Source organism: Streptomyces sp. NPDC004629 (assembly GCF_042873595.1).
Classification (GTDB): Bacteria; Actinomycetota; Actinomycetes; order Streptomycetales; family Streptomycetaceae; genus Streptomyces.
The window spans coordinates 130,714-152,824 of sequence record NZ_JBIALO010000010.1; the positions used below are offsets into that span (position 1 = coordinate 130,714).

Sequence of the window (22,111 nt, forward strand, 5' to 3'; positions counted from 1 at the left end):
AGTGCGCAGTCGACGTCGACCACGCCCTCGACCCCGCGCACCAGCCGGGCCACGACGGGTACGAGCGTGGTGTCCCGGACGCGGCCGGTGAGCGTCACGACACCGTCGTGCACCTCGACCCGCAGCGATTCGGGCGGAGCCACGAACAGACGCCCCACGACGTCGCGGCGCACCTCCTCCGCGATCTCCTCGTCGTCCCGCAGGAACACCTTGAGCAGATCGGACCGGCTGACGATGCCCGTGAGCACGCCGGCGGCATCCACGACGGGCAGCCGTTTGATCCCGTTGCGGGCCATGATCCGGGCGGCCAGGGCCAATGTCGCGCTCCCGGCCACCGTGACGGCGGGTGCTGTCATCAGCCGGTCCGCGGTGACCGCGGCCGCCTTGGCGGCGGCCGAACCGTCCGCCGCCCGCGTGACAGGAGCCGGATCGCCGTCCTTAACCTCTTCCTTCGGCAGCAGATCGGCCTCGGAGACGACGCCGACGACCCGTCGGTCGTCGTCCAGCACCGGCAGCGCCGTCACCCCCCACTGGCGCAGGGTCCGCACGATGTCCTTGAAGGAAGCCTTCGCCTTGACGGCGACGACCTTGCGGGTCATCACATCACTGACGGCGTAGCGACGGCCGGTCATCTCGACCTCCCGGGCTGCTCGGAATCGTCGTCCCACAGTCCAGGCTCGGTCAGCACGCCCAGGACGGCATGGGCCGGGTGGCCCACACCGGGGGACTGCGCGGCTCCCGCACCTCGGTTGGGCCGAAGGCCCCCGGAAGGGGCCGAAGGACCCCTCGTACCGTTCCAGTACGGGGTGCGACGGTGAAAACGGCCCCTGCGCCACGGCACCCGGCCTCCCCTGAAAGGCGGTGGGGAAGATGACACTCCCTCTGGTGGTGGGCGTGGACGGATCGGATTCGTCCCTGCTCGCGGTCGACTGGGCGGTGGACGAGGCGTTCCGCCACGGCGTTCCGCTCAGGCTGGTCCACGCGTCCCTCTGGGAACGCTACGAGGGCGCCATGCCCTCGGCCGGCTCGGGGCGCCCCTCCGAACAGGTGCTGGTCGAGCATCTCGTGGCCTCCGCGGCCGAACGCGCCGAGCGGCGCAACCCGGAGGTCAAGGTCACCACCGACGTCCTGCCGGACGATGCCGCCGCCGCCCTCGTCCGGGCCGGCGACGGCGCCTTCGCGCTCGTCACCGGGTCACGCGGCCGTGGTCAGCTCAAGGGGATGCTGCTGGGGTCGGTCGGTCTGGCCGTGGCGGCCCGCGCCCCGTGCCCGGTGATCGTGGTCCGCGGCGACCGCGCGGGCATCGCCGGGACGCACGAGCGGATCCTGCTCGGTCTGGGAAGCGCCGAGACGACACCCGAAGCCGTGCGGTTCGCCTTCCGGGAGGCCGAGGCCCGCGGGTGCGTCCTCGACGTCGTCCATGCGTGGCGCACGCCTGCCCGCGACACGCCCAGCGGGCCCGGGCCATGGCCACACGGCAGCGAGGAACGGGTCGTCGCCGCGTTCGACGCGCCGCTCGCGGACGCGGTCGGTGAGTACCCGGGCGTCCGCACCCGGCGTGCGGCGCCCGAGGGACCGGCAGGCAAGGTCCTGGTGGACCGGTCCGCGGCCGCCGATCTCGTGATCGTCGGGGCGCGCCGCCGGGCAGCGGGCCACTTCGGGCTTCAGCTCGGCCGGGTGAACCACACGCTGCTGCACCACGCGCAGTGTCCGGTCGCGATCGTGCCGCAACGGTAGGGAGAGCGCACGGGCAGTCCCGGTCCGGAGCACACCGGGCAGTCCCGGTCTTTCCCGTGTCCGCGCGGGAAAGACCGGGTCAGACCACCGTGAGCACGTCGGTCACCGGTCGGCGTGGACTCGGCCGGCCCTCGGGACCGTAACCGAGCCTGAGCACCATCTGCACATGGGCCATGGCCGAGACGGGGTCGCGGGCCACCCACCGGAGTTCTTCCCATTCGAGCGGCTGGGAGGTCAGCGAGGCGACCAGCCCGTCCGTGGTGGCCCGAAGCAGCACGCGCTCCAGTGCCTGCCCGGCGCGCAGCCAGTCCGCGGGCAGGTCGCCGGCCGTGCCCAGGAGGGCGATCCGCGGGTTGTCCTCGAAGGTCGCCCAGCGGCGCCCGGGCATCGAGCGACCGACGGCGAAGTCGCGTACGGGCGCCGTCCATTGCCGTGGGCGGGGGCCGAACGCCTCGGCAGGGATGCCGTCGGCCGTCTCCGCGCCGTCCGGCGGTTCCGTCCGAGCCCACCGTGCCGTCTCGCCCCGCATGTCCGGGTCGAGTGCCTCCCGGCCCTCGGCGTCCCGCACCAACTCCAGGATCGACCGCACATGCCAGGCGCTCGGGAAGAGCAGTTGCGCGCCCTCCGCGCGGGCCGCGTCACACAGCCGTTCCGTCACCGCGGCCGGGATCTCCTCGGCCCGGAAGGGCAGACGGCTGCAGTGGCGGCGGCGGATGGCCGGCTCCAGCGGGGCCAGCGACTCGTCGCGGGGCGCGGCGCGGTGCAGGTCCGCCTCCGCCAGCAGCTCGGTGTCGTCGGGGTCGGGCAGCAGCCGCACGGCCGGTGCCCGACCCGCGGCCGCGGCGGCCACACGCAGGTTGAACAGCGCGGCACCGCAGCCCAGGTGCAGACCTCGTTGCTCCGGGTCCGTGCGCGGCAGGGCGCGCCGCAGGTCGCCGTACAGGCGCAGGACGCCGCTGTCGCGCAGGAAGCGGAACCTCCAGGGCTGCGCGTTGTGCAGCGAGGGCGCCGCCGTGGCCGCCGCGACGAGAGCGGTGACGGCGTGAGGGTCCAGGGAGTGTGCGGTCACGGCGGCCACCCTTCAGCTGGGAAGGCCGGCTGCGGCCCGGACCGCGCCCGTGCCGCGCACGGCAGGCGGAGGAGTTCTCCGTGGATGTTTCCCGCCTCCAGTGTGTGGGCCGCGTACCGGGCGGGGCAGGGGCCGCCCGGACCCGACGCGGGGACGAGTGGACCATCCGGGCCTCGTGCCCGCGCCCGGACCCGGTGCGCGGGAGCGCCCTCCTTCTGCGGATGCGGCCGGGTACGTGCGAGCGTAGGAACGGGGGACTACCGCGCTGGGCGCGGCCCGACGAGAGGCGGTGAGGGTGATGCGTCTGCCCCTGGTCGTAGGCGTCGACGGATCGGACTCCAGCCTGCGTGCGGTGGACTGGGCGGCCGACGAGGCGGTGCGCCACGCGGAACTGCCCCTGCGGCTGGTCCACGCGTCGCTCTGGGAGCAGTACGAGGGCGACATGCCCTCGACCGGCGACCCGGGGTCCGTCCAGCCTGCCGCCGCCGACCGGATCGTGACGGCCGCGACAGCGCGCGCCCTGCGCCGCGCCCCCGCGGTCCGGGTCGAATCCGTGGTCCTGGACGAGGACCCGGTGTACGCGCTGCTGCGCGAGGGCCACAACGCCACCGCCGTGGTGACCGGTTGCCGAGGCCGGGGCGAGATACCGGGCCTGCTGCTCGGCTCGGTGGGACTGGCCGTGGCCGGCCACGCGGACGGGCCGGTGATCGTGGTCCGCGGCGAGCCGGCGGGCGTCGCGGGCACGCACGAGCGGATCGTGTTCGCGGTCGGGGAGCCGGGAACGAGCGGCGAGGCGGCGCGTTTCGCGCTGTGCGAGGCCGCGGCGCGACACTGCGCCCTCGACGTGGTCCGCACCTGGCTCTGTCCGGCGCACCAGGCCGCCCGGCATTCCCTGCTCGTGGGTACCCGTGGCCACGGGTACGAGGAACGGGCGGTCACGCCCACGGCCTGTGAGGAGCAGGCGTCCGCGCTCGTCGACGACGTGCTGCGCCACCCCATGAGCGAGTATCCGCAGGTGCGGGTGCACCGGTGCGTCCTCGAAGGACCGGCGCGCAAGGTGTTGCTCCACCGGTCCGGCACCGCGGACCTGCTGGTCCTCGGCGTACGGCGCAGGAACGGTGACGGAGGGCTGCAACTGGGCCTGGTCGCGCACGCGCTGCTGCACCACGCCCTGTGCCCCGTGGCCGTCGTACCGGACTTTCCGTGACCGCGGTCAGTACCTGCGCCAAGGGCCGCCACGCCGTTGCACCAGGGCCGTTCGGCTCTTGGCAGGGACCGGGGGAGCGGAAGACTGGGACGGTAGGCGACCCGACGGCGTCCGGAGGCTGTCGTGAACGAGCAGGAGAACTTCCACGCGGAGAAGGATTCCCGGCCAACCCGGCCAACCCGGCCCGCCCGTCCCTGGAGTCCCGGCGAGACCGAACGGCAGGACATGCTCATCCGCTACCTGGGCGCGGTGGCCGGCGCCGCGGCCCGACAGGCGCGTCTCGCGGAACAGGCACACCCCGCTCCGCCCGGCTCCGCCGCCCCGCCGGCGCGGGACGTGCTGGTGCGGGACGTGATGGACGTGCCCGCGGTCTCCCTGCGCGACGACATGGCATTCCGTGACATCGCGCGGCTGCTGGCACGCGAGCGGGTCGGCGCCGCCCCGGTCGTGGACGCCCAGGACCATGTGGTCGGCGTCGTCTCGGAGTCCGATCTGCTGGCGAAGGTCGCCTTCGAGACGTCCGGTCACCGACCCGGACCCATCGGCAGACTGCGCGAGCGGCGGCTGCACGGAAAGGCCCACGGCGAGACCGCGGCCGATCTGATGACGAGCCCCGCGATCACGGTGCTCCCGGGCGCGGGTGTCGCCGAGGCCGCCTGGCTGGCGGCCCTGTCCCGGCTCAAGCGGCTCCCGGTCACCGACCGCGACGGACGGCTGGTCGGCGTCGTGCGCCGCAACGCGCTGCTCCAGGCCCTCATCAGGGACGACGCGGCGATACGGGCGGAGGTCGAGGCCAGGCTCGAAGCCTGCTGTCCGCCGGCCGACCGGAAAGCGGTGGAGGTGGCCGTGCACGACGGCATCGTGGAGCTGACCGGACGGATGCCGGCGGCCAGCACGGCCCGCCTGGTGGCGGAGGTCGAGAACATCGCCGACGTCGCCGAGGTGAAGAACCTGCTCACCGCCGGCTGACTCCCCGGGCGTCCGCGTCCCCCGGCGCGGGTGCACGTCGGACCGGCGCCGGTCCGAAGGAGCGCCGGTCCGAATCCGAAGGAGCGCCGCAGACCCGGCGCCGCTACCGGCGCGGCGCGTCGCCTTCCCGCGCGAGGTCGAACTCCACGTCCACCACGCCCTCGACGGCCCGCACCAGGCGGGCGGCGACGGGCAGCAGGGCGGTGTCGCGGACCGTGCCGCTCAGTGTGACGACTCCGTCGCTCACCTCGGCCCGGACGGCCGACGGCGGCGGGAAGAGAGACGACACGATCTCGTGGCGCACCTCCTCGGCGATGTCGTCGTCCTCGCGGAGGAAGACCTTGAGCAGGTCGGATCGGCTGACGACGCCCTGCAGCAGTTGGAGGTCGTCGACCACGGGCAGCCTCTTGACCCGGGCGCGCGCCATGACGCGCGCCGCCTCGGCCAGGGTCGCGTCGGCCCGGACGGTGACCGGGGGCGAGGTCATCAGATCGGCCGCGGTGACCGCCTCGGCCTTGGCCAGGTCGGCGGGTCGGCGCAGCCGCAGGTAGCCCACATCCGGGTCGTCGCGCAGTTCCTCCGTCGGGAGCAGATCGGCCTCGGAGACCACACCGACCACCCGGCCCTCGCCCTCGATCACGGGGAGTGCGCTGACCCTCCAGTCCCGCATCAGCCGCACCATCTCCTTGAACGGGGCCCGGGGGCCGACGGCGGCGACCGTGTGGGTCATGACGTCACTGACGATGTGGGGAGCGCCGTACATGATGACTCCGTCGGGTCACTCGCGGGCGGGTGTGCCACTTCCAGCGTGGCCCGGTGCCGGCCGGCGTGCCAGGGGCCGCCCGGCCCGCAGGCCGGGCCGTTCGGGCCGGGCGGCAGAGCCTGGGGGACGGACCGGTCAGGCCGCCCTCGGACCCCGGCGGCGGCCCATCAGCTCCCACTCCCGGTCCCAACGGGCCATACGGCGCCGGTCGAGCCGTGCTCGCGCGAGGGCTCCCGCACCCACCGCCGGGGCCGCCACGAAGCACGCGGCCGCGGTGCCGTAGAGACCGGCTGCGACGGCTGCCATGGCACGGCCCGGCGGCTGCGTGGTCAGCCGGCCCCGGTCGTCCTGCCAGACCACCACCCCGGCGCCGCTCTTCAGCCCCGCGTCGACCTGCGTCCACGCCGTACGCGAGGCGCCGTCCGGCGCGGTCCAGCGCACGGAGCCCCGGACCTGGCCGCGCGCCGTCCAGGCGGTCACGGGCGGAGCGTCGGCGAGCAGGACGGCCCGGACGGGATGCCGGTGGGCACGCTGCCGCGCCAGCATGTCCGAGGCGGCGTGTGCGGTCACCGCCCCGGCGACCGCACCGCCGACCACCACCACGACCCAGACGGCCAGGACGATCCATGCCTCGACGATGTCTTCGCGCCGCCGCAGCGGATTGCTCCGCCACCGCCACAGCCGCCGTGTCGCGCTCATCGCGGAACACCTCACTCCTCGTCGCCTCATCGCCTCGTCGTGGTGCTGCCTCGACGGTGCGCCTGACGCAGTCGCCGCTGCCAGGGCCGATGGAGCCCCGCCGGCAGGCGGACGGCCCATCTCCCGCGCCGGCAAAGGGGCCATGGGTCCCGGCGTGCGGCCGCCCCGGTGGGCGACGCAGCCGATGGGCGGACCGGCGGCAGGCCAGGGCCGGTCGGCCCAAGCGCGGGCCCCCGCGCGCCGCACAAGCTGAAACCTGCGGGGCGGTACCGGCACCGTGCCGGGTCCGCAACCGCGGCCTCGGCCGTATCCGCCGGGACCCGGCCCCGCGACAGGTCCAAGAGGTGAGGAGCGTCATGAAAGGCTTCGTCTTCCACGGTCCCGGACAGGCGTCCTGGCAGGACGTCCCGGATCCGGACATCAAGGAACCGACCGACGCGATCGTGAAGGTCGGTGCCGTCACGATCTGCGGGACGGACCTGCACATCCTCAAGGGGGACGTGCCCGAGGTGCACTCCGGGACGGTGCTCGGCCATGAGGCCGTCGGCGAGGTCGTCGAGGTCGGCAGCGACGTGCGTACCGTCCGGCCGGGGGACCGGGTGCTCGTGTCCTGCATCACCTCGTGCGGCCGGTGCCGGTTCTGCCGGGAGGGCGGCTACGGCCAGTGCCTGGGTGGCGGCGGCTGGATCCTCGGGCATCTCATCGATGGCACTCAGGCGGAGTACGTGCGCGTGCCCTACGCCGACCTGTCCGTGCACGCGCTGCCGGGCGCCGTCCGCAGCGAGGACGCCGTGCTGCTCGCGGACATCTTCCCGACCTCCTACGAAGTGGGCGTGCTCAACGGGCGCGTACGTCCCGGCGACACCGTGGCCGTCGTGGGCGCCGGTCCCATCGGGCTCACCGCGATCGCCACGGCACGCCTGTTCGCACCGGAGCGGATCATCGCGGTGGACCTGGCCCCGGCCCGGCTGGAGGCGGCACGCCGGTTCGGCGCCGACGCGGTCGCCGACGGCCGTGAGGACCCCGCCCAGTTGGTCGCCGACCTGACCGACGGGCTCGGGGCGGACGTGGTGATCGAGGCCGTCGGCGTGCCGGAGAGCTTCGAACTGTGCACCCGCATGGTCCGCCCCGGCGGGCATGTGGCCAACGTCGGGGTGCACGGCAGGCCGGCCACGCTGCACCTGGAACACCTCTGGAGCAAGAACGTGACCATCACGACCGGGCTGGTGGACACCTACTCGACGCCCACGCTGCTGCGGATGGCCGCGGCCGGCCGGCTGCCGACCGGCCAGTTGGTCACCCACACCTTCCCGCTGGACCACATGGAGGAGGCCTACGACGTCTTCTCCCGGGCGGCCGACACGGGCGCGCTCAAGGTGGTGCTGGACGGGGAGCAGCACGAACTCGCCGTTCCCACGGCCCGACCTGAAGGGCTCGACGGAACATGAGCGAACGGACGAGGACCGGCACGGGCACGGCGCCCGCGAAGCCGGTGGGCGATCTGGGCCGCCGCCTGACCGCGCGGCGGATACAGGTCGGCCTGAGCCGACGGGAAGCCGCCGCGCGGGCGGGCATGGCCACCAGCTACCTCGGCTACCTGGAGAACCATCCCGGCGCCACGCCGAGCACGGGCGCGCTGCTGCGGCTGGCCGAGGCACTGGAGACCACCGTCACCGATCTGAGCGGCGGCACCGTCAACCAGGCGGACCAGGCGGACCAGGCGGCCCAGTCGGCCCTGCCGGCCGGGACCGGACGCGCCGGACGGTCCCCGGAGTTCACCGAACTGCGCCCGGGCGAGTGCCGGGCCCTGCTCGCGTCGCACGGAGTGGGGCGGATCGCGGTTCCCACCTCTTCGGGGCCGGTGATCGTACCGGTCAACTACAGCGTCGTGGACGAAGCGATCGTCTTCCGCACCGCGCGCGGCGCGACACCGGCGCTGGGCGACGGCCGCCAGGTGGGTTTCGAGGTCGACCACATCGACGAGGCGTTCAGTCAGGGCTGGAGCGTGCTGGCCCGCGGAACCGCACGTGTGGTGACGGACCCGCAGGAGCAGCGCCGGCTGACACAGCGGGCGTACAGCGCGCCCTGGGCGGGGGGCTCCCGCAATCTGTGGGTGCGCATCCGTCCCTTCACGGTCTCCGGACGCCGGATCACCGTCTGAGCCCCGACTCCCGCGTGCCGACGGCCCGGTGGGGACTATGCGTCGGCCGCGGTGAGCCGGCAGTCCACGCTCACCACGCCCTCCACGCCGCGTACGAGGCGGACGGCCAGCGGGATCCGGCTGCCGTCCGGGACGCATCCGGTCAGTGTCGCGACGCCGTCGGCGACCGTGATGTGCACGGGCTCGACCGGTGCCGGGAACAGCGGGTCGACGACATCGCGGCGTATCTCGTCGGCGAGGTCGTCGTCCGGACGCAGGAAGACCTTCAGCAGGTCCCCGCGGCTGACCACGCCGTCGAGCAGACCCTCGGCGGTCACCACGGGCAGCCGTTTCACCTGCCGCAGCGCCATGATGCGCGCGGCCTCGGCGAGCGTGGCGTCGGCGCGGACGGTGACGGCAGGGGTGCTCATCAACTGCTCGGCCGTCAGCGCCCCGGCCTTGGCCAGGTCGGAAAGGCGGTGCTGCTGGGTGCGCCGGTCCGGGTCGTCGTCCCGGAACTCCTCCTTGGGCAGCAGATCCGCCTCGGAGACCACGCCGATCACCCGGCCGTCGCCCTCCACCACGGGAAGGGCACTGATCTGCCACTGTTCCATGCGTCCCACGATGTCCTTGAACCGGGCCTCGCGCCCCACGGCGACGACGGCGCGCGTCATCACGTCACCCACCCGGTGCGGGCTGCCCTCCATGCTCTCCTCCTCGGGGTTCTCGGCGCGCATCGCCGGGTGGGCCGGCATGGCCGGGTGAGCCGGCACGAAGGGACGGGAAGGGCCACCCGCTTCTCGCGGATCCGGATTGCGCGGTGCACGGCCGCGAGCCGTTTCCCCGCGTCGCCTACGCTCCTTCCCGTCACCTCCAGCACACCACGGAAACGGTCCGCCGACGAGTGCCGATCGGCCCCATTCGCGCGACGGCGCCGGCCTTGCGCGCCCGTCACGGTCCGCGCGGCCGGTCCTCGCCCGTGCCGCGCACGGTCGGTCCGGCAGGGTGGGCGTGCCGGTCGTCGAGCCGGTAGGTGAGGCGGTCGACGACGTCGACGACCCCGTCCAGGCGGCGGGTCACGGCCACCACCGCCGTGGCGTCGCTACGCCGCTCCACCCGCCCGGTGAGGGTGACCACGCCGTCGTACACATCGGCCTCGACGGTGTGCGGGGCGAGCCACGGGGCGTCGGCGGTCACCTCGCGCCGCACGGCACGGCGTATGTCGTCGTCGGACCGCAGGAAGACCCGGAGCAGGTCGCGGCGGGTGACGATGCCGACGAGCCGGCCCTCCTCGTCGACCACGGGAAGCCGTTCGACGCCGCGCTGTGTCATCAGCCGGGCCGCCTCGCGGACGGTGGCCTGCGCGGGCACCGTCACGGCGGGTGCCGACATCAGCCCGGCGGCGGTACGCGCCCGGCTCCTGGCGGCGCTCTCGCGCGCACCGCGCCGGAACCGGCGCGTCCAGGCATCGAGGCGCCCCTCCGATCCCGGCGCGCGCACCTGATGCTTCATCAGATCGGTCTCGGAGATCACACCGATGACCTTGTCGTCCTCGTCGATCACCGGCAGCCCGCCGATGCGGTGCTCGCCCAGCAGGCGTGCGACCGTCTTGAACGGGGTGCTCTGCCGGGCGGTCACGACGTCCTCGGTCATCACGGCGCCGACCCTCGTGGCTTTCATGGCGGGCCTCCTCGGCGTGTGCGGGCCGGGTCAGGGCGGTCTGCGCCGACTGGGGCACGTCGCAGACCGGTCGGGACAGCCGGTGCGGCAGCTGTTCCAGGGCGCCGAGGTCGGCGGCCGGGCTGCCGAGACCGCTTCACACGGCGGTACGGCCGGTGGCGGGCCGCGAACGATCCGAGGGGGAAGGCCGCGCGGCGCTCACATTCCGGCCCCGTCCGGCCTGGGCGGCGCACCTGCGCAGCAGGTCGGCCCCGGACGCCGGGCACGGACGACGTCCTTGGGCATGAGGTCATCGACGGTGCGGCGATGCATGGTGCTCCCTCCGTCCCCCAGATGGCGGCACGCGGGGCTCATGGGTCAAGCGTGCCAGGCAGCGACGGGACGCAGGTGAGCCGCCCGGGCCCCGCTTCGGGGCCGGTCGGCCCACGGGCCGGACTGAGCGGCCCCACTCGTGGAACAGTGGACCGACGGCCGTCGACGACGGCGGGCCGTACGGTGTCCGCGCAGTGCGGAGTCCGCGGCGAAGGAGGACACGGTGAGTCACCCTGTGCTGGCGGGTGTCGACGGCTCCCGGCGGAGCCTGGAGGCAGCCGACTGGGCGGCCCGGGAGGCCGTGCTGCGAGGGGTCGCGCTGAGTCTCGTCCACGTCTCTCCAGTCCCGCCCACGCTTCCGGGCGACCGCGTGCCCGTCCTGGCCGCGGAGACGTTGCAGGACGTGGGCGAGCGGATGCTCCGCCGGGCGGTCGCCGACCTGAGCGGCCGGTACCCGGACATCGAGGTGCGGGGCGAGCAGACCGACGGCGCCGCGGCGGCTGCACTGGCCGCAGCGGCCCGCGGCGCCGCGCTGCTCGTCGTCGGGACGCGCGGATCGGGCGGCTTCGACGGTCTCGCGGTCGGCTCGGTGGCCTTGGCGGCGGCGTCAGCGGCGCCCTGCCCCGTCGTGCTGGTGCCCGCGCCGTCCGCCGGTGCCCACGGGGGAGGGACGGGCCCGGCGCCCGGTGCCGCCCAGGTGGTGGTCGGCCTCGACCCGCACCGTCCCGCCGGCCCGGTGGCGGACTTCGCGTTCTCGGCCGCTCAGGCGCGCGGGGCGGCTCTGCGGGCGGTCCGTGCCTGGGCCCTGCCCGCCGAGTCGGTGTCCCCGCGGACGCTCTTCGTGACCGAGGAGGACCGTGCCACCTGGGAGGACCAGGAGGTCCTGGAGTTGTCGGACGCCTTGCGCGGATGGCGGGAGCGGTACCCGGCGGTGACGGTCCGCACGGATGTCGTGCTGCTGCACCCCGCCGAGGCGCTCCTGAACGCCGCTCGCCGGGCCGGCCTGCTCGTCGTGGGCTCCGGTGCCGGTCCCGGCACCGCGGGGGGCCGGCTCGGGCCGGTCACCCACGCGGTGCTGCACCATGCGCACTGTCCCGTGGCGGTCGTTCCGTACGCCGGATGATCTCCAGGGCCCGTCGCCGGACCCGGGCCCGCCCGCGGCGCCGTGCGGTCAGCCGAAGAACACCTCGAACTCCTCGTACAGCGACGGATCGACCTTCTTCGTCCGGCCCGTGACATCGGCCAGCGGAACGCGGACGATCCCGGTGCCGTCGAGCGCCACCATCACGCCGAAGTCACCGGCCTCGACCGCGTCCACGGCGTGCAGCCCGAACCGCGTGGCCAGCCAGCGGTCGAACGCGCTCGGCGTACCGCCCCGCTGGACATGACCGAGGACGGTGGTACGGGCGTCCGTGCCCGTGCGCTCCGAGATCTCCCGGGCCAGCCACTCGCCCACTCCGGACAGCCGTACATGGCCGAACTCGTCCACCGCGTGGTCCTTGAGGACCATCTGCCCCTCCTTGGGGACCGCACCTTCGGCCGCCACGACGATGGGCGCATAGTTGATCTTGAATCTGCTCCGCACCCATCCACACACCTCGTCGATGTCGAACGGCCGCTCCGGGACGAGGATCACGTTGGCGCCGCCCGCGATGCCGGCGTGCAGGGCGATCCACCCGGAGTGCCGCCCCATCACCTCCACCACGAGCGTCCGCATGTGCGACTCGGCGGTGGTGTGCAGCCGGTCGATGGCCTCGGTCGCTATGCCGACGGCGGTGTCGAAGCCGAAGGTGTAGTCGGTGCCGGACACGTCGTTGTCGATGGTCTTCGGCACGCCGACCAGTCTGATCCCCTGGCGGCTCAACTCGGCGGCCACGCTGAGGGTGTCCTCGCCGCCGATCACGACGAGCGCGTCCACGTGCTGCGCGGCGAGCGTGTCCCGCACGCGGCGCACCCCGTCCTCGTGCTTGAACGGATTGGTGCGGGAGGATCCGAGGATGGTCCCGCCGCGCGGGAGGATCCCGCGCACGCTGGAGATGTCCAGCGGGACGACGCTGTTGCGGAGCGCTCCGAGCCAGCCGTCGCGCAGTCCGACGAACTCGAAGGCGTACTTCTGCACGCCTTTGCGGACGACGCTGCGGATCACCGCGTTCAGGCCGGGACAGTCTCCGCCACCGGTCAGTATGCCGACCTTCATGGCTGTCTCCCTTGCGTCCGTCACCCCGTCCCGGGCCGCCGCTTCCCGGCGGGCGAGAGTGTCGCCGGTGCCGGTTGCCTCCGCCCTTTTCAGCGTCCCCCCACCGGCTGGGCGTGACCAGTTCGCGGCCGGCGGGGCACACGCCCACCCGCCCGAGCGGGCGGCAGCCACCCGCCTCGCCGGTCAGGACGGGGGAGCGGTGCCCGGTGCGGCCGGGCCGAGGATCCGCATGCCGGGCCGGCGGCGGTGGACGGTGAGGTAGGTCATGCCGTCCTCGCCGGCGACCAGGCTGCGGCCGGAGCCATGGGGGAGCCAAGCCAGACAGCCTTCGGTGAGCGGCTGGTGCTCCTGCGCCGTGGTCAGCGTGCCCTCCCCGGAGACGACGAGGAGGAGGACGTCGAGGTCGGGCTCGACGTGGCGGTCGATGGCACCGTTCGGCGGGAGGCGGACGAGATTGGCGTCGAGTTGCCGTCCGGGCTCGGCCAGTCGCCACAGCGCTCCGGTCCGTGCGGAATCGAGGCCGGCGAGCGTCTTGGTGTCGTGGAGCACCCGCGGAACCGGGACGGTGCTCGGGGTGGAGCGGGAGGGGTCGTGGTGTGGCTCAGCCATGTGTCGTCAGCGTCCGGTGCGTCTGTGCCCGCTCGGGGCCGGGTGATGGCGGACGGAGGCTCCCGGCACGTGGCGGATGCCACAGGGCAGACCCCCGGCCTTTAATTGGAATCTAGCATGCGCATTTGTTAGCGTGCCGCATGTGCGATTGACGAAGTTCACGGACCTGGCGCTGCGCGCGGTGATGCGGCTGGCCGTCTCCCCGCGGGGTGACGCCCTGACCACGCGTGAGGTCGCGGAGGTCGTGGACGTACCGTACGCCCACATGGCGAAGGCGATCGCCCGGCTGCAGCATCTCGGCGTGGTCGAGGCCCGACGCGGGCGTGGGGGCGGGCTCGCGCTGACCGAACGCGGGCGTGAGGCATCGGTCGGCTGGCTGGTCCGCGAACTGGAAGGGGAGGGCGAGGTCGTCGCCTGTGAGGGCGATCCGCCCTGCCCGCTGCGCGGCGCCTGCCGGCTGCGCCGGGCGCTCGGCGCCGCGCAGGAGGCGTTCTACGCCGCTCTCGACCCGCTGACCGTCTCCGACCTGGTGGCCTCGCCCACAGGTCCGGTGCTGGTCGGACTCGCCGGTGCCCGCCCCGAGTGACCGGGCAGTGAACCGCGGGCACCCGCGCCCAAAAATTGGAATCTGATATGCAAATTAATGGAGGTACTGTGCTCTCCGAGCAGTCCACGCCCGTCGTCCGCGCAACCCTGCCCGTCGTCGGCGCCGCCATCGGTGAGATCGCCGAAGTCTTCTACACCAGGCTGTTCGACGCCCATCCCGAACTGCTGTCCGATCTGTTCAACCGCGGCAACCAGGCCAACGGCGAGCAGAGAAAGGCGCTGGCAGGCTCCATCGCCGCCTTCGCCGAACTGCTCCTGGCCAACCCCGAGGCCCGCCCCGACGCCATGCTCGCCCGCATCGCGAACAAGCATGCGTCCCTCGGCACAAGTACCTGTTCACGGCGATAGGCGCGGTACTCGGCGACGCCGTCACCACGGAGGTGGCCGATGCCTGGGACGAGGTCTACTGGCTGATGGCCAACGCCCTGATCGCCATCGAGAGCCGGCTCTACGCCGAAGCCGGTGCGGCCGAGGGCGAGACATGGCAGCAGATGACGATCGTCGAGCGGCACCAGGAGTCCGCCGACGTGGTCTCCTTCACCCTGCGGCCCGCCGACGGCCGGCCCTGCGCGTCCTTCCGGCCGGGCCAGTACGTCAGCGTGCAGGTCGAACTGCCGGACGGCGCACGGCAGATCCGCCAGTACAGCCTCTCCTGCGCCCCCGGCCGCCCGCAGTGGCGGATCAGCGTCAAGCGCGTCAGCGGTGCCGAACTGCCCGACGGTGAGGTCTCGTCCTGGCTGCACGACAACGCGCGCGTCGGCGACACGCTCACTGTCTCGGCCCCGTTCGGAGACCTGACGCTGCGCCCCGGCGACGGACCGCTGCTGCTGGCGTCCGCGGGAATCGGCATCACCCCCGTGCTGTCCATGCTGAACCACCTGGCGGCCGGCGGATCGCCCCGGCCCGTCACCGTCGTGCACGCCGATCGCACACCGGACGATCACGCCCACCGCGAGGAGTTGAAGCACCTGGTCCAGGCGCTGCCCGACGCCAGGCTGCACCTGTGGTACGAGGAGCCCGACGGTCAGGAGCCCGAAGCGGCCACCGGACTGGCCGACCTCGACGCCGTCGAACTGCCGAAGGCCGTCACCGTCTACCTGTGCGGCCCGCTGCCGTTCATGCGGTCCGTGCGCGGTGACCTGCTGCGCCGCGGCGTCCCGGCCCGGGACATCCACTACGAGGTGTTCGGGCCGGACCTCTGGCTCGCCGCCTCGTAGGAGAGACCGGGCGGTCCCGGACCCCGCCGGCCCGGGGCGGGGCCTCTTGAGGCCCCGTTGAAGTTCCGCGCTCCGGGAGTGACCGTGCCGATCGGACTCGGTATCGGCCGTATCGTCTTCCGGGCGCTCAACACCGTCGAGGCCGCGCTGGCCGTCGTCGTCGTGTCGGCGCTCGCCGCCTTTGGCCCGCCCGTCCCGGTGGTCGTGCCGGCCGCCGCCGTGCTCCTGCTGGTCCTGCAACTCGCCGCCGTGCGGCCCGTTCTCAACCGCCGATCCGACCGGGTGCTCGCGGGAGAGACCCTTCCGCGCTCCCGCGCCCACCTGGTCTACGTGGCCTTTGAGGTGGCCAAGGTGGCGGCGCTGATCGCCCTCGGCGTCAGCGCGTTCGCTGCCTGAGACGCGGCGCTCCCCGCCGGCCGGTGAGCCGGCGGGGAGCACGGGCAGGTCAGTCGTGGCGCCGCGCGTCCTCCAGCCTCGCCCGCTGCGGGCGAGGTGCCGCACGGGGCCCGATCAGCTGCGACAGGGGCCGTGACGCACCCTCGAAGCGGCTGGGGAAGGGGAACCGGCGTTCCAGGAAGGCGCGGATGGCCGTCTGGGCGGCGGCCCTGGCCTCGGGGGGCGTCTCCACGTCGTTGAGGCAGAAGAAGTCGATGTCCTCCCCGGCCGCAAGGCGGTCCAGGCGGCGCTGCATGTCCGGTGTGCCCAGCTGTATGTAGCGGAAGCGGTAGTCGGCCGGGACGGCCCGGCCGGTCGCGATCGCCCAGTGGTGGTGCAGGGTGGACGCCGGAGCGACGTCGGTGATGGAGCGGAAGCGCGAGTAGGAGGTCTGCTGCAGCTCCTCGATCCCGAGGCTCTCCATCTCACGCATCACCGACAGCAGTTGTGGATGCGGGGTGTGCAGCGACTTGTGCGTGATGTATCTGCCGTGGAAGCGTCTGATCACCTCACGGGCGTTCTTCCCGGCGGAGTTCGGCGCCGGCTCCAGCGGATGCGGGGCGCCGACGCCGAGCTTCAACGGGGACAGCGGGATGCGGGCGATGCCGTTGCCGTGGAAGAAGTGCTCGGCCCGCACCGGCCGGTTGATGAAGACGTCGTCGTTGAAGTAGAGGTAGTGCTCCGACAGCCCCTCAATGTGGTGCAGTCGGCTCTCTATCGCGTGCGAGTTGAAAACGGGCAGGGCGTCGGCCGGGAGGATGTCCCGGTGATCGACCACGGTCAGGCCCGCCGCTTCCGGATCCAGCCAGTCGGGGATCTGGGAGTCGGTCACGAGGTAGACATGCCGGACGAACCCGGCGTACATCTCCAACGAGCGCAGCGCGTACTTCAGCTCGTCATGGCTGGTGTAGCGGGAGGCGCCGGTCTCGCGCGGGGCGATGGGGTTGTCGGAGAGCGCCTGATGGGCGCGGCGCTTCTCGGCCATGGCCGGGTCGTCCCCGTCGACCCAGGTGTACACGGCGTCCACGGGAAAGCGCACCTCGTCGATGCCCGGCTCGGCGAACGGCGCGAACGTCGGCACGCTGCCGCGGCGGGCCGCCACCGCGGCCGGCCGCAGCGCCGCCGCCGGAAGCACCTCCGAGACCGGGTTGCGGCGCGGGGCGACGAGCGCCGTGCCGAAGACGTCCTCAAGCCGGCCGCCGGGCACGGTGAGCCAGGCGGGGTCCGAGGCGGCGCCCAGGTCCCGGCCGCGGCACCAGAACTCGATGTCGCAGCCGGTCTCAAGACCGCTGAGCACCTGCCCCGCGGGGCCGAGGCGCACCACGCCGGTACGCAGCACGGCGGCCCGCCGCAGCGCCCTCGGCAGCCTTCCGTCGGCCCACAGCACCGCGTGCGTCACGGCGCCGTCCGGGCCGACGGCGCCGACGTACCCGGCAGTGCGGGCGAACCGCTGCGCGGCCCGGTCGAGCACCGTGCCGCGGTACTCCTCCTCGACACCGATCACCTGCCGCGGCGCGCCGAATCCGTGGTCGGCGGGGACGACGAAGTAGGGGACGCCGATCCCCTCCAGCAACGTGCACACTCGTTCCCGGTCGGCTTCAGCGGCATCCGCGGCGGTGAACTCGGCGACCGTGCGTCCGTACAGCCGCAGCGGCCCGCAGGTGATCGGGCGCAGCCCGGGGACGGCGGCGCGCAGCCGCCGGCGCGCCCGGCCCGTACGCAGGGTCCAGAGCCGGGCGGACTGCCAGAGCCGGAGGTGGACGAACAGGTCCCGGGCGGCCCGCATGCCCGTGGGCGCCGCGAAGCGATGGCGTAGGTCCATGGGGTGCGTTCCCGTCAGCTCTGCTTCTCGAAGGGGCTCGGGAACGGGAAGTAGTCCTCCAGGAACTCACCCATCCGGATGCCGACCTGCTCCCGCTCCTCGGGCGGCACATCGACGTCGTTGAGGCAGAAGAAGTCGAAGCGGCGGTTGCGGCGCAGATCGGCCAGGCGCGCCTCGGCGTCCGGGCGGCTGATGTTCACATACCGGAAGCTGAACCTGCCCGGCACTCCGAGGCCGGTCATCAGCGCGTACTGGTACAGCAGCGGGGCCGTCATGGCGATGTCCTGCGGCGAGCGGAAACGGGACGCCGTGGTGCGCCGCACGTCCTTTGCGAACAGCTCCTCGATCGCCGTGAGCGCCCCGCGCTGCTGCGGCAGCGGAGTGTGCATGAAGTTGTTCGTCGTCATCCGCCCGAACTTCTCCAGCAGCAGGCGCCGGACGTTCTTGCTGGCGGAGTTGGTGGCCGTCTCCTCCGCGTGCGGCTTGCCGATGCCGATCTTGAGCGGGGACACCGGGACCTTCATGAGGCCACTGCCGTGGAAGAAGTGCTCGGCGGTGACCCGGCGGCCGACGAACACGTCGTCGTTGAAGTACAGGTAGTGCTCGGACAGCCCCGGAATGTGGTGCAGCCGGGTCTCGATCGCATGCGAGTTGAACACCGGCAGGACGTCCGGCGGGAAGATGTCGCGATGGTCGACGACCGTGATCCCCGGCACCCGGTCGTCGAGCCAGTGCGGCTTCTGACCGTCGGTCACGAGGTAGATGTGCCGGACGAAGTCGGCGTACATCGCCAGCGAACGCAGCGAGTACTTCAGCTCGTCATGGCTGGTGTACCGGGAGGCGTTGGTCTCCTTGTCCAGGATCTCGGCGGTGCCGCGATCCTGGTACCGGGACCGCTTGGCCCGCATCTGGGGCTCCTCGCCGTCCACCCAGGTGTAGACGACGTCGACGGGAAACGTCACGTCGTTCACGGTCGGCCGGGTGAACGGGACGAAGCTCGGCAGTTCCCGGTCGCCGACGCGCACCGTGGCCGGCCGCTGCTCGGAGGCCGGCAGCACGTCCGTGATGCCGTTGTTCCGCGGCGCGATCAGGGACTCGGCGAAGATGTCCTCCGACGCCTGCGGCTGCACCTTGGCCAGTCGCCGGGGTCCCTCGGGGGAGGCGAGGAGTTGTGCGCCGTCCTCCCAGAACTCGACATCGCAGGCGAGTTCGGGACCGGCGAGCAACTGGCCCGCGGGACCGAGGTGGTTCTCCCCGATCCGCAGCGTGGGCGAGGCGCGCAGCGCGGTCGGCAGCACCCCGTCCAGGAACAGCGCGGGATGGTTGAGCTTGCCGCCGGGCAGCGGCCTGCCGATGAACACCGCCTTCCCCGCGTTCTGCTCCTCCAGAGCGGTCAGGAATCGCTCCCGGTCGACGGCGTTCACACCGACGGTGTGACGCGTACGGGAGGCCGGCACCAGGAAGTAGGGGATGCCTTCCCGTTCCAGCGCGGCCACGACCAGGCCGAGGTTGGCCGCCGCCGCCTCGGCCGCGCAGAACCGGGTCACGACCCGTCCGTACAACTGCTGGCCGCGCACCGCCACCGGGCGCAGCACCGGGTCTGTGACCGCCGCCCTCCGGCGCCGCCGCATGGTACGCAGCTGCCACACCCTCTCGGCGGCCTTCCGCTCGACTCGCGGTCGTATCCGCCGGGCAAAGGAACGCACGGTCACGTTCTGAACTCCTCTTCGTCCACCTCTGCACAGATCCTGCGTAAACCAGACGCATGGACGTGGCGAAAGGTTGTATGAGATTTCTCCGAGAATTAACTCTGCCCGAAGTCGGCTCATAACCGGGGGTGGTAGGGCCGCGGACGGACGCGGTCAGGCGGCGGTCCGTTCGCCGACGGGCCGGCGCCGGAGGTCAGGACGCAGGATTGCCGGGGGCGTATACGCCTGGTCGAGGGTGCCGACCGACGTCGGTGCAGGGCGGGACGATCTCGTCGATCCGGTCGAGGACCTCGTCACCGAGTGCGACGTCCACCCGGCGAGCAGGTCGGCGTGGACCGATCCGAGCCGGCCGACTTCCTGCGCCGCCGCCGCGCCCGGCTGACCCCCGCCGCCGTGGGGCTGCCACAGGGCGCGCGGCGCCGCACCCCGGGCCTGTGCCGCGAGGAGGCGGCGCAGCTGGCGGGCATGTCCACCGACCACTACACGCGGCTGGAGCAGGCCAGGGGCTCGCGTCCGTCCCGCCAGACGCTCGCCGTCCTCGCCCGCGCGCTGCGGCTGACCGGCGACGAGCGTGACCATCTCTTCCACCTGGCCGGCGAGGAGCCGCCGCGGGACCGGCCGAGCACGGACCACGTCCGCCCCGGCCTCCTCGTCGTCCTCCTCGTGCTCGACCGGCTGACCGACACCCCGGCCCAGGTCGTGACCGACCGCGGCGACATTCTCGCGCAGAACGCGATGGCCCAGGCCCTCTCGGACGACGCATCCGCCCGCCCGGAGGCAGAACGCAACATCATCTGGCGCTACTTCACCGACCCGGCGGCGCGCGAGCTGTTCCCGGTCGAGGACCGCGGCCGGGGCGCCCGCGCGGTGGTGGCGCATCTGCGTGCCACGCTCGCCGGCCGCCCGGACGACGCGCGGCTCACGGGCTCGTGCGCAGGCTCCGGGCCAGGAGCGAGGAGTTCGCCGCGCTGTGGGACGCCCATGACGTCGCCGTACGCCCCGCAGACGTCAAACGCTTTCTGCATCCGGTCGTCGGCCGGCTGGGCAGCGAATCCCACGAGCGGCTCGAACTGCTGCGGGTGGTCGGGCTCCAGGACCTCACCGGAAGCTGAGCCGCCGCGACGGCCTCCCGTCTTTGTGCCTCGCCTACGCGGCCGCCGTCAACTTCGCCCTGGGATACCACTGGCCCCTGTGGGCAGCGGGCACGAGGCCCGCGCTGCTCGGCCATTCGGCCGGGGGCGTGCAGTTGCAATCTGGGAGTGAAATGTGTCCCCCCGAAGTTCCCGTGACGCTGCGAGCTACTCAATCCCCTGTTAGCTACGAAGAGTAGCGTTGACGTTACTTTCGATAGTCGTGAGTCTGAGGGTGCTGGTGTGGCCGGTGGTGTTCCGGGCCCATCCTAGAAAGGAGCCTCTATGCGACGGACGGCCGCTGTTCTCCTCCTGGTGCTGACTTCCTTGCTCACCGACGGGCACGCCGCGACCGCGCAGCCGCACGTCAGCGACGCGGCCACACGCATTCTGGATCTCACCAACGCCGCCCGGGCGAAGGCCGGGTGCGGCCCGCTCCGGTTGAGTCCGGCAGTCGGCCGCGCGGCCCGCCGACATGCCCGTGATCTGGTCCGCCACGAGCGCTACTCCCATACCGGCTCGGACGGATCCGACCCGGGGGAGCGCATTCGGTCGGCCGGGTACCGCTGGCACCGGGCCGGCGAGAACATCTTCCTCGGCCCGCACGATGCCCAAGAGGCCGCCCAAGGATGGCTGCGCAGCCCGGAACACCGGGCCAACATCCTCAACTGCGCCTACCGTGACACCGGCATCGCCGTGCAGGGGCCGCCCGGCCACCGCATGTGGGTACAGGACTTCGCCGCCCGATGACACCCGGTTCGATCCGGGCGAGAGGGTCAACGGGCAAGCGGCGCGGCCACTTTGGACAGCGTCTCGTGGATGCCGGCCTCCGCGATCGCTTCGAGGGCACCGGTGCGGCGACAACCGCCGAAGGGGTGCGGCCGGGTTCTCCGGGCGCACCCCTTCGGGGGTTGCGGTCATGGCCCGGACGGGAGCGGCCGGTGACCGGTCGGACACCCGATCCCCGCCCGTGACCGGGTGATGCGCCTGTGACGCGTTACGAGCGTGCTCGCTGGGGCGGCCCCATCCGCCGCCCGCACAGGGCCCGAAGCCGGGCGAACAGGCCGGGGTGGCGGGGGCCGTCGGCGGGACATGGCCGAGGCGGGGTGGCGGCGTCGGGCTCTTGCCGTGTCACCGGCTCCGCGGCGGGCACCGCCCCGATGGTGCCTTCGAGGATCGGGGCGGGTTCGGGTTCTCGGGGAGGCGTACGGTAACTCAGGGCGCGCAGATATCCTTCCAGCGCGCGACCGGGGTCGGCCGGCATGACTGCTCCTGCTGCGTTGGTGAGCGAAGAGGGAGGCGCGAGCGGTGTCCTCCTGTGCCACGCGGGCACCGGAGCCGACACCGTGGTTCCTCTCAGCAGCGCAGGACGACGCAAGAAGCGCCGGCAGTCGAGGGGATCGCCCGCTCCGGCAGTGGCCAGGCGGCGGAAACCCGCTGTGCGTCCCCGGGACGCTCGGCGGGGAAGGACGGACAGAGCGCGGCGAGCTTCTGGGCCTTACGGCCGGGGCGTTCCACGCCGTCGACGGCGAGCGGCTTCCTCGTGTCGAGCACGCAGGCGACACTCTCCGTCACTTCGACCTCGCCGGTGTGCTCGGCCACGAGCGCGGCGCACAGCGCGAGCAGCACGGAGGCCAGAACCAGGACGGCTCTCCGCGCGGCCGTGCGATGCGCTCCGCTACCCCAACCGATCACGTACGCAGCGTAACCGTCCCGCTACTGTGTGCGCATTCCATCGGACGAGTGAAGCCCGCGCACCCGACCGCCGCCCCCGGCGAGTTCCCGCCCCCGCGCCCTTCGGTGCGCGCTT

Annotated in this window: 19 protein-coding genes and 3 pseudogenes; 11 read left to right on the forward strand and 11 right to left on the reverse strand. The window is 73.0% G+C overall.

From position 1 onward, the window contains the following. The coding region (locus ACFYTE_RS17295) for a CBS domain-containing protein (RefSeq protein WP_388710393.1) at positions 1–632 on the reverse strand (632 nt) is incomplete at its 3' end. A 238-nt stretch (positions 633–870) separates the two neighbouring features. On the opposite strand from ACFYTE_RS17295, the gene ACFYTE_RS17300 reads away from it, so the two are divergent. After that, positions 871–1,737: a universal stress protein gene (locus ACFYTE_RS17300; protein WP_388710395.1), complete on the forward strand. Its 867-nt coding sequence runs from the start codon at positions 871–873 to the stop codon at positions 1,735–1,737. A 79-nt stretch (positions 1,738–1,816) separates the two neighbouring features. Here ACFYTE_RS17300 and ACFYTE_RS17305 read toward each other — a convergent pair whose 3' ends face one another. Then, a complete protein-coding gene (locus tag ACFYTE_RS17305; protein ID WP_388710397.1) occupies positions 1,817–2,806 on the reverse strand; it encodes an Acg family FMN-binding oxidoreductase in 990 nt (329 codons plus the stop codon). A 298-nt stretch (positions 2,807–3,104) separates the two neighbouring features. On the opposite strand from ACFYTE_RS17305, the gene ACFYTE_RS17310 reads away from it, so the two are divergent. Beyond that, entirely contained in the window at positions 3,105–4,013 is a 909-nt protein-coding gene (locus ACFYTE_RS17310; RefSeq protein WP_388710399.1) for a universal stress protein, read from the forward strand. Between the two features lie 123 nt (positions 4,014–4,136). Continuing rightward, positions 4,137–4,982 carry a CBS domain-containing protein gene (locus ACFYTE_RS17315; protein ID WP_388710401.1) on the forward strand — a complete coding sequence of 282 codons (846 nt, stop codon included), beginning with the start codon at positions 4,137–4,139 and terminating at the stop codon, positions 4,980–4,982. A 103-nt stretch (positions 4,983–5,085) separates the two neighbouring features. On the opposite strand, the gene ACFYTE_RS17320 is transcribed toward ACFYTE_RS17315, so the two are convergent. Both ACFYTE_RS17320 and ACFYTE_RS17325 read right to left on the reverse strand, forming a co-directional pair. Continuing rightward, entirely contained in the window at positions 5,086–5,745 is a 660-nt protein-coding gene (locus tag ACFYTE_RS17320) for a CBS domain-containing protein (RefSeq protein WP_388710403.1), read from the reverse strand. Positions 5,746–5,880: 135 nt separating this feature from the next. Continuing rightward, positions 5,881–6,444 carry a hypothetical protein gene (locus tag ACFYTE_RS17325; protein ID WP_388710405.1) on the reverse strand — a complete coding sequence of 188 codons (564 nt, stop codon included), beginning with the start codon at positions 6,442–6,444 and terminating at the stop codon, positions 5,881–5,883. Between the two features lie 356 nt (positions 6,445–6,800). Here ACFYTE_RS17325 and ACFYTE_RS17330 point away from each other — a divergent pair, with 356 nt between their 5' ends. Beyond that, positions 6,801–7,892, forward strand: coding sequence for a zinc-dependent alcohol dehydrogenase family protein (locus ACFYTE_RS17330; RefSeq protein WP_388710407.1), 1,092 nt, complete (start codon positions 6,801–6,803; stop codon positions 7,890–7,892). Continuing rightward, a complete protein-coding gene (locus ACFYTE_RS17335) occupies positions 7,889–8,605 on the forward strand; it encodes a helix-turn-helix domain-containing protein (RefSeq protein WP_388710409.1) in 717 nt (238 codons plus the stop codon). The genes ACFYTE_RS17330 and ACFYTE_RS17335 overlap by 4 nt, the downstream gene beginning before the upstream one ends. A gap of 35 nt (positions 8,606–8,640) precedes the next feature. Here ACFYTE_RS17335 and ACFYTE_RS17340 read toward each other — a convergent pair whose 3' ends face one another. Both ACFYTE_RS17340 and ACFYTE_RS17345 read right to left on the reverse strand, forming a co-directional pair. Then, complete coding sequence (locus ACFYTE_RS17340) at positions 8,641–9,291, reverse strand: CBS domain-containing protein (protein ID WP_388710812.1); 651 nt, start codon at positions 9,289–9,291, stop codon at positions 8,641–8,643. Between the two features lie 244 nt (positions 9,292–9,535). Then, entirely contained in the window at positions 9,536–10,264 is a 729-nt protein-coding gene (locus ACFYTE_RS17345) for a CBS domain-containing protein (RefSeq protein ID WP_388710410.1), read from the reverse strand. Between the two features lie 535 nt (positions 10,265–10,799). On the opposite strand from ACFYTE_RS17345, the gene ACFYTE_RS17350 reads away from it, so the two are divergent. After that, positions 10,800–11,699 (forward strand): universal stress protein, encoded by a 900-nt coding sequence (locus tag ACFYTE_RS17350; protein WP_388710412.1) that lies wholly within the window; start codon positions 10,800–10,802, stop codon positions 11,697–11,699. A 48-nt stretch (positions 11,700–11,747) separates the two neighbouring features. Here ACFYTE_RS17350 and ACFYTE_RS17355 read toward each other — a convergent pair whose 3' ends face one another. Together ACFYTE_RS17355 and ACFYTE_RS17360 are read right to left on the reverse strand one after the other, a co-directional pair. Beyond that, complete coding sequence (locus ACFYTE_RS17355) at positions 11,748–12,773, reverse strand: 6-phosphofructokinase (protein WP_388710414.1); 1,026 nt, start codon at positions 12,771–12,773, stop codon at positions 11,748–11,750. Positions 12,774–12,956: 183 nt separating this feature from the next. Then, the gene (locus ACFYTE_RS17360; protein ID WP_388710416.1) at positions 12,957–13,382 is read right to left on the reverse strand and encodes a cupin domain-containing protein; all 426 of its coding nucleotides are present in this window, start codon (positions 13,380–13,382) and stop codon (positions 12,957–12,959) included. A gap of 142 nt (positions 13,383–13,524) precedes the next feature. Between ACFYTE_RS17360 and nsrR the strand changes: the two genes are divergently transcribed. From nsrR to ACFYTE_RS17375, 3 genes and pseudogenes are all read left to right on the forward strand, one after another. Next, a complete protein-coding gene (gene nsrR / locus ACFYTE_RS17365; RefSeq protein ID WP_388710418.1) occupies positions 13,525–13,968 on the forward strand; it encodes a nitric oxide-sensing transcriptional repressor NsrR in 444 nt (147 codons plus the stop codon). Positions 13,969–14,036: 68 nt separating this feature from the next. Then, a pseudogene (locus tag ACFYTE_RS17370) lies at positions 14,037–15,205 on the forward strand (FAD-binding oxidoreductase). Positions 15,206–15,250: 45 nt separating this feature from the next. Beyond that, positions 15,251–15,601: pseudogene (locus tag ACFYTE_RS17375) on the forward strand (hypothetical protein); the annotation flags it as partial. Positions 15,602–15,650: 49 nt separating this feature from the next. Here ACFYTE_RS17375 and ACFYTE_RS17380 read toward each other — a convergent pair. Continuing rightward, positions 15,651–17,462, reverse strand: a complete 1,812-nt coding sequence (locus ACFYTE_RS17380) for a stealth family protein (protein ID WP_388710420.1) — start codon at positions 17,460–17,462, stop codon at positions 15,651–15,653. 14 nt (positions 17,463–17,476) lie between these two features. Continuing rightward, on the reverse strand, positions 17,477–19,174 hold the full coding sequence (locus tag ACFYTE_RS17385) for a stealth family protein (protein ID WP_388710422.1): 1,698 nt from the start codon (positions 19,172–19,174) through the stop codon (positions 17,477–17,479). Positions 19,175–19,501: 327 nt separating this feature from the next. Between ACFYTE_RS17385 and ACFYTE_RS17390 the strand changes: the two are divergent. Both ACFYTE_RS17390 and ACFYTE_RS17395 read left to right on the forward strand, forming a co-directional pair. Further along, positions 19,502–20,283 (forward strand): annotated as a pseudogene (locus ACFYTE_RS17390) (helix-turn-helix transcriptional regulator). A gap of 303 nt (positions 20,284–20,586) precedes the next feature. After that, complete coding sequence (locus ACFYTE_RS17395; protein WP_388710424.1) at positions 20,587–21,051, forward strand: CAP domain-containing protein; 465 nt, start codon at positions 20,587–20,589, stop codon at positions 21,049–21,051. Between the two features lie 606 nt (positions 21,052–21,657). On the opposite strand, the gene ACFYTE_RS17400 is transcribed toward ACFYTE_RS17395, so the two are convergent. Then, complete coding sequence (locus tag ACFYTE_RS17400; RefSeq protein ID WP_388710426.1) at positions 21,658–21,996, reverse strand: hypothetical protein; 339 nt, start codon at positions 21,994–21,996, stop codon at positions 21,658–21,660. Positions 21,997–22,111: the final 115 nt, after the last annotated feature.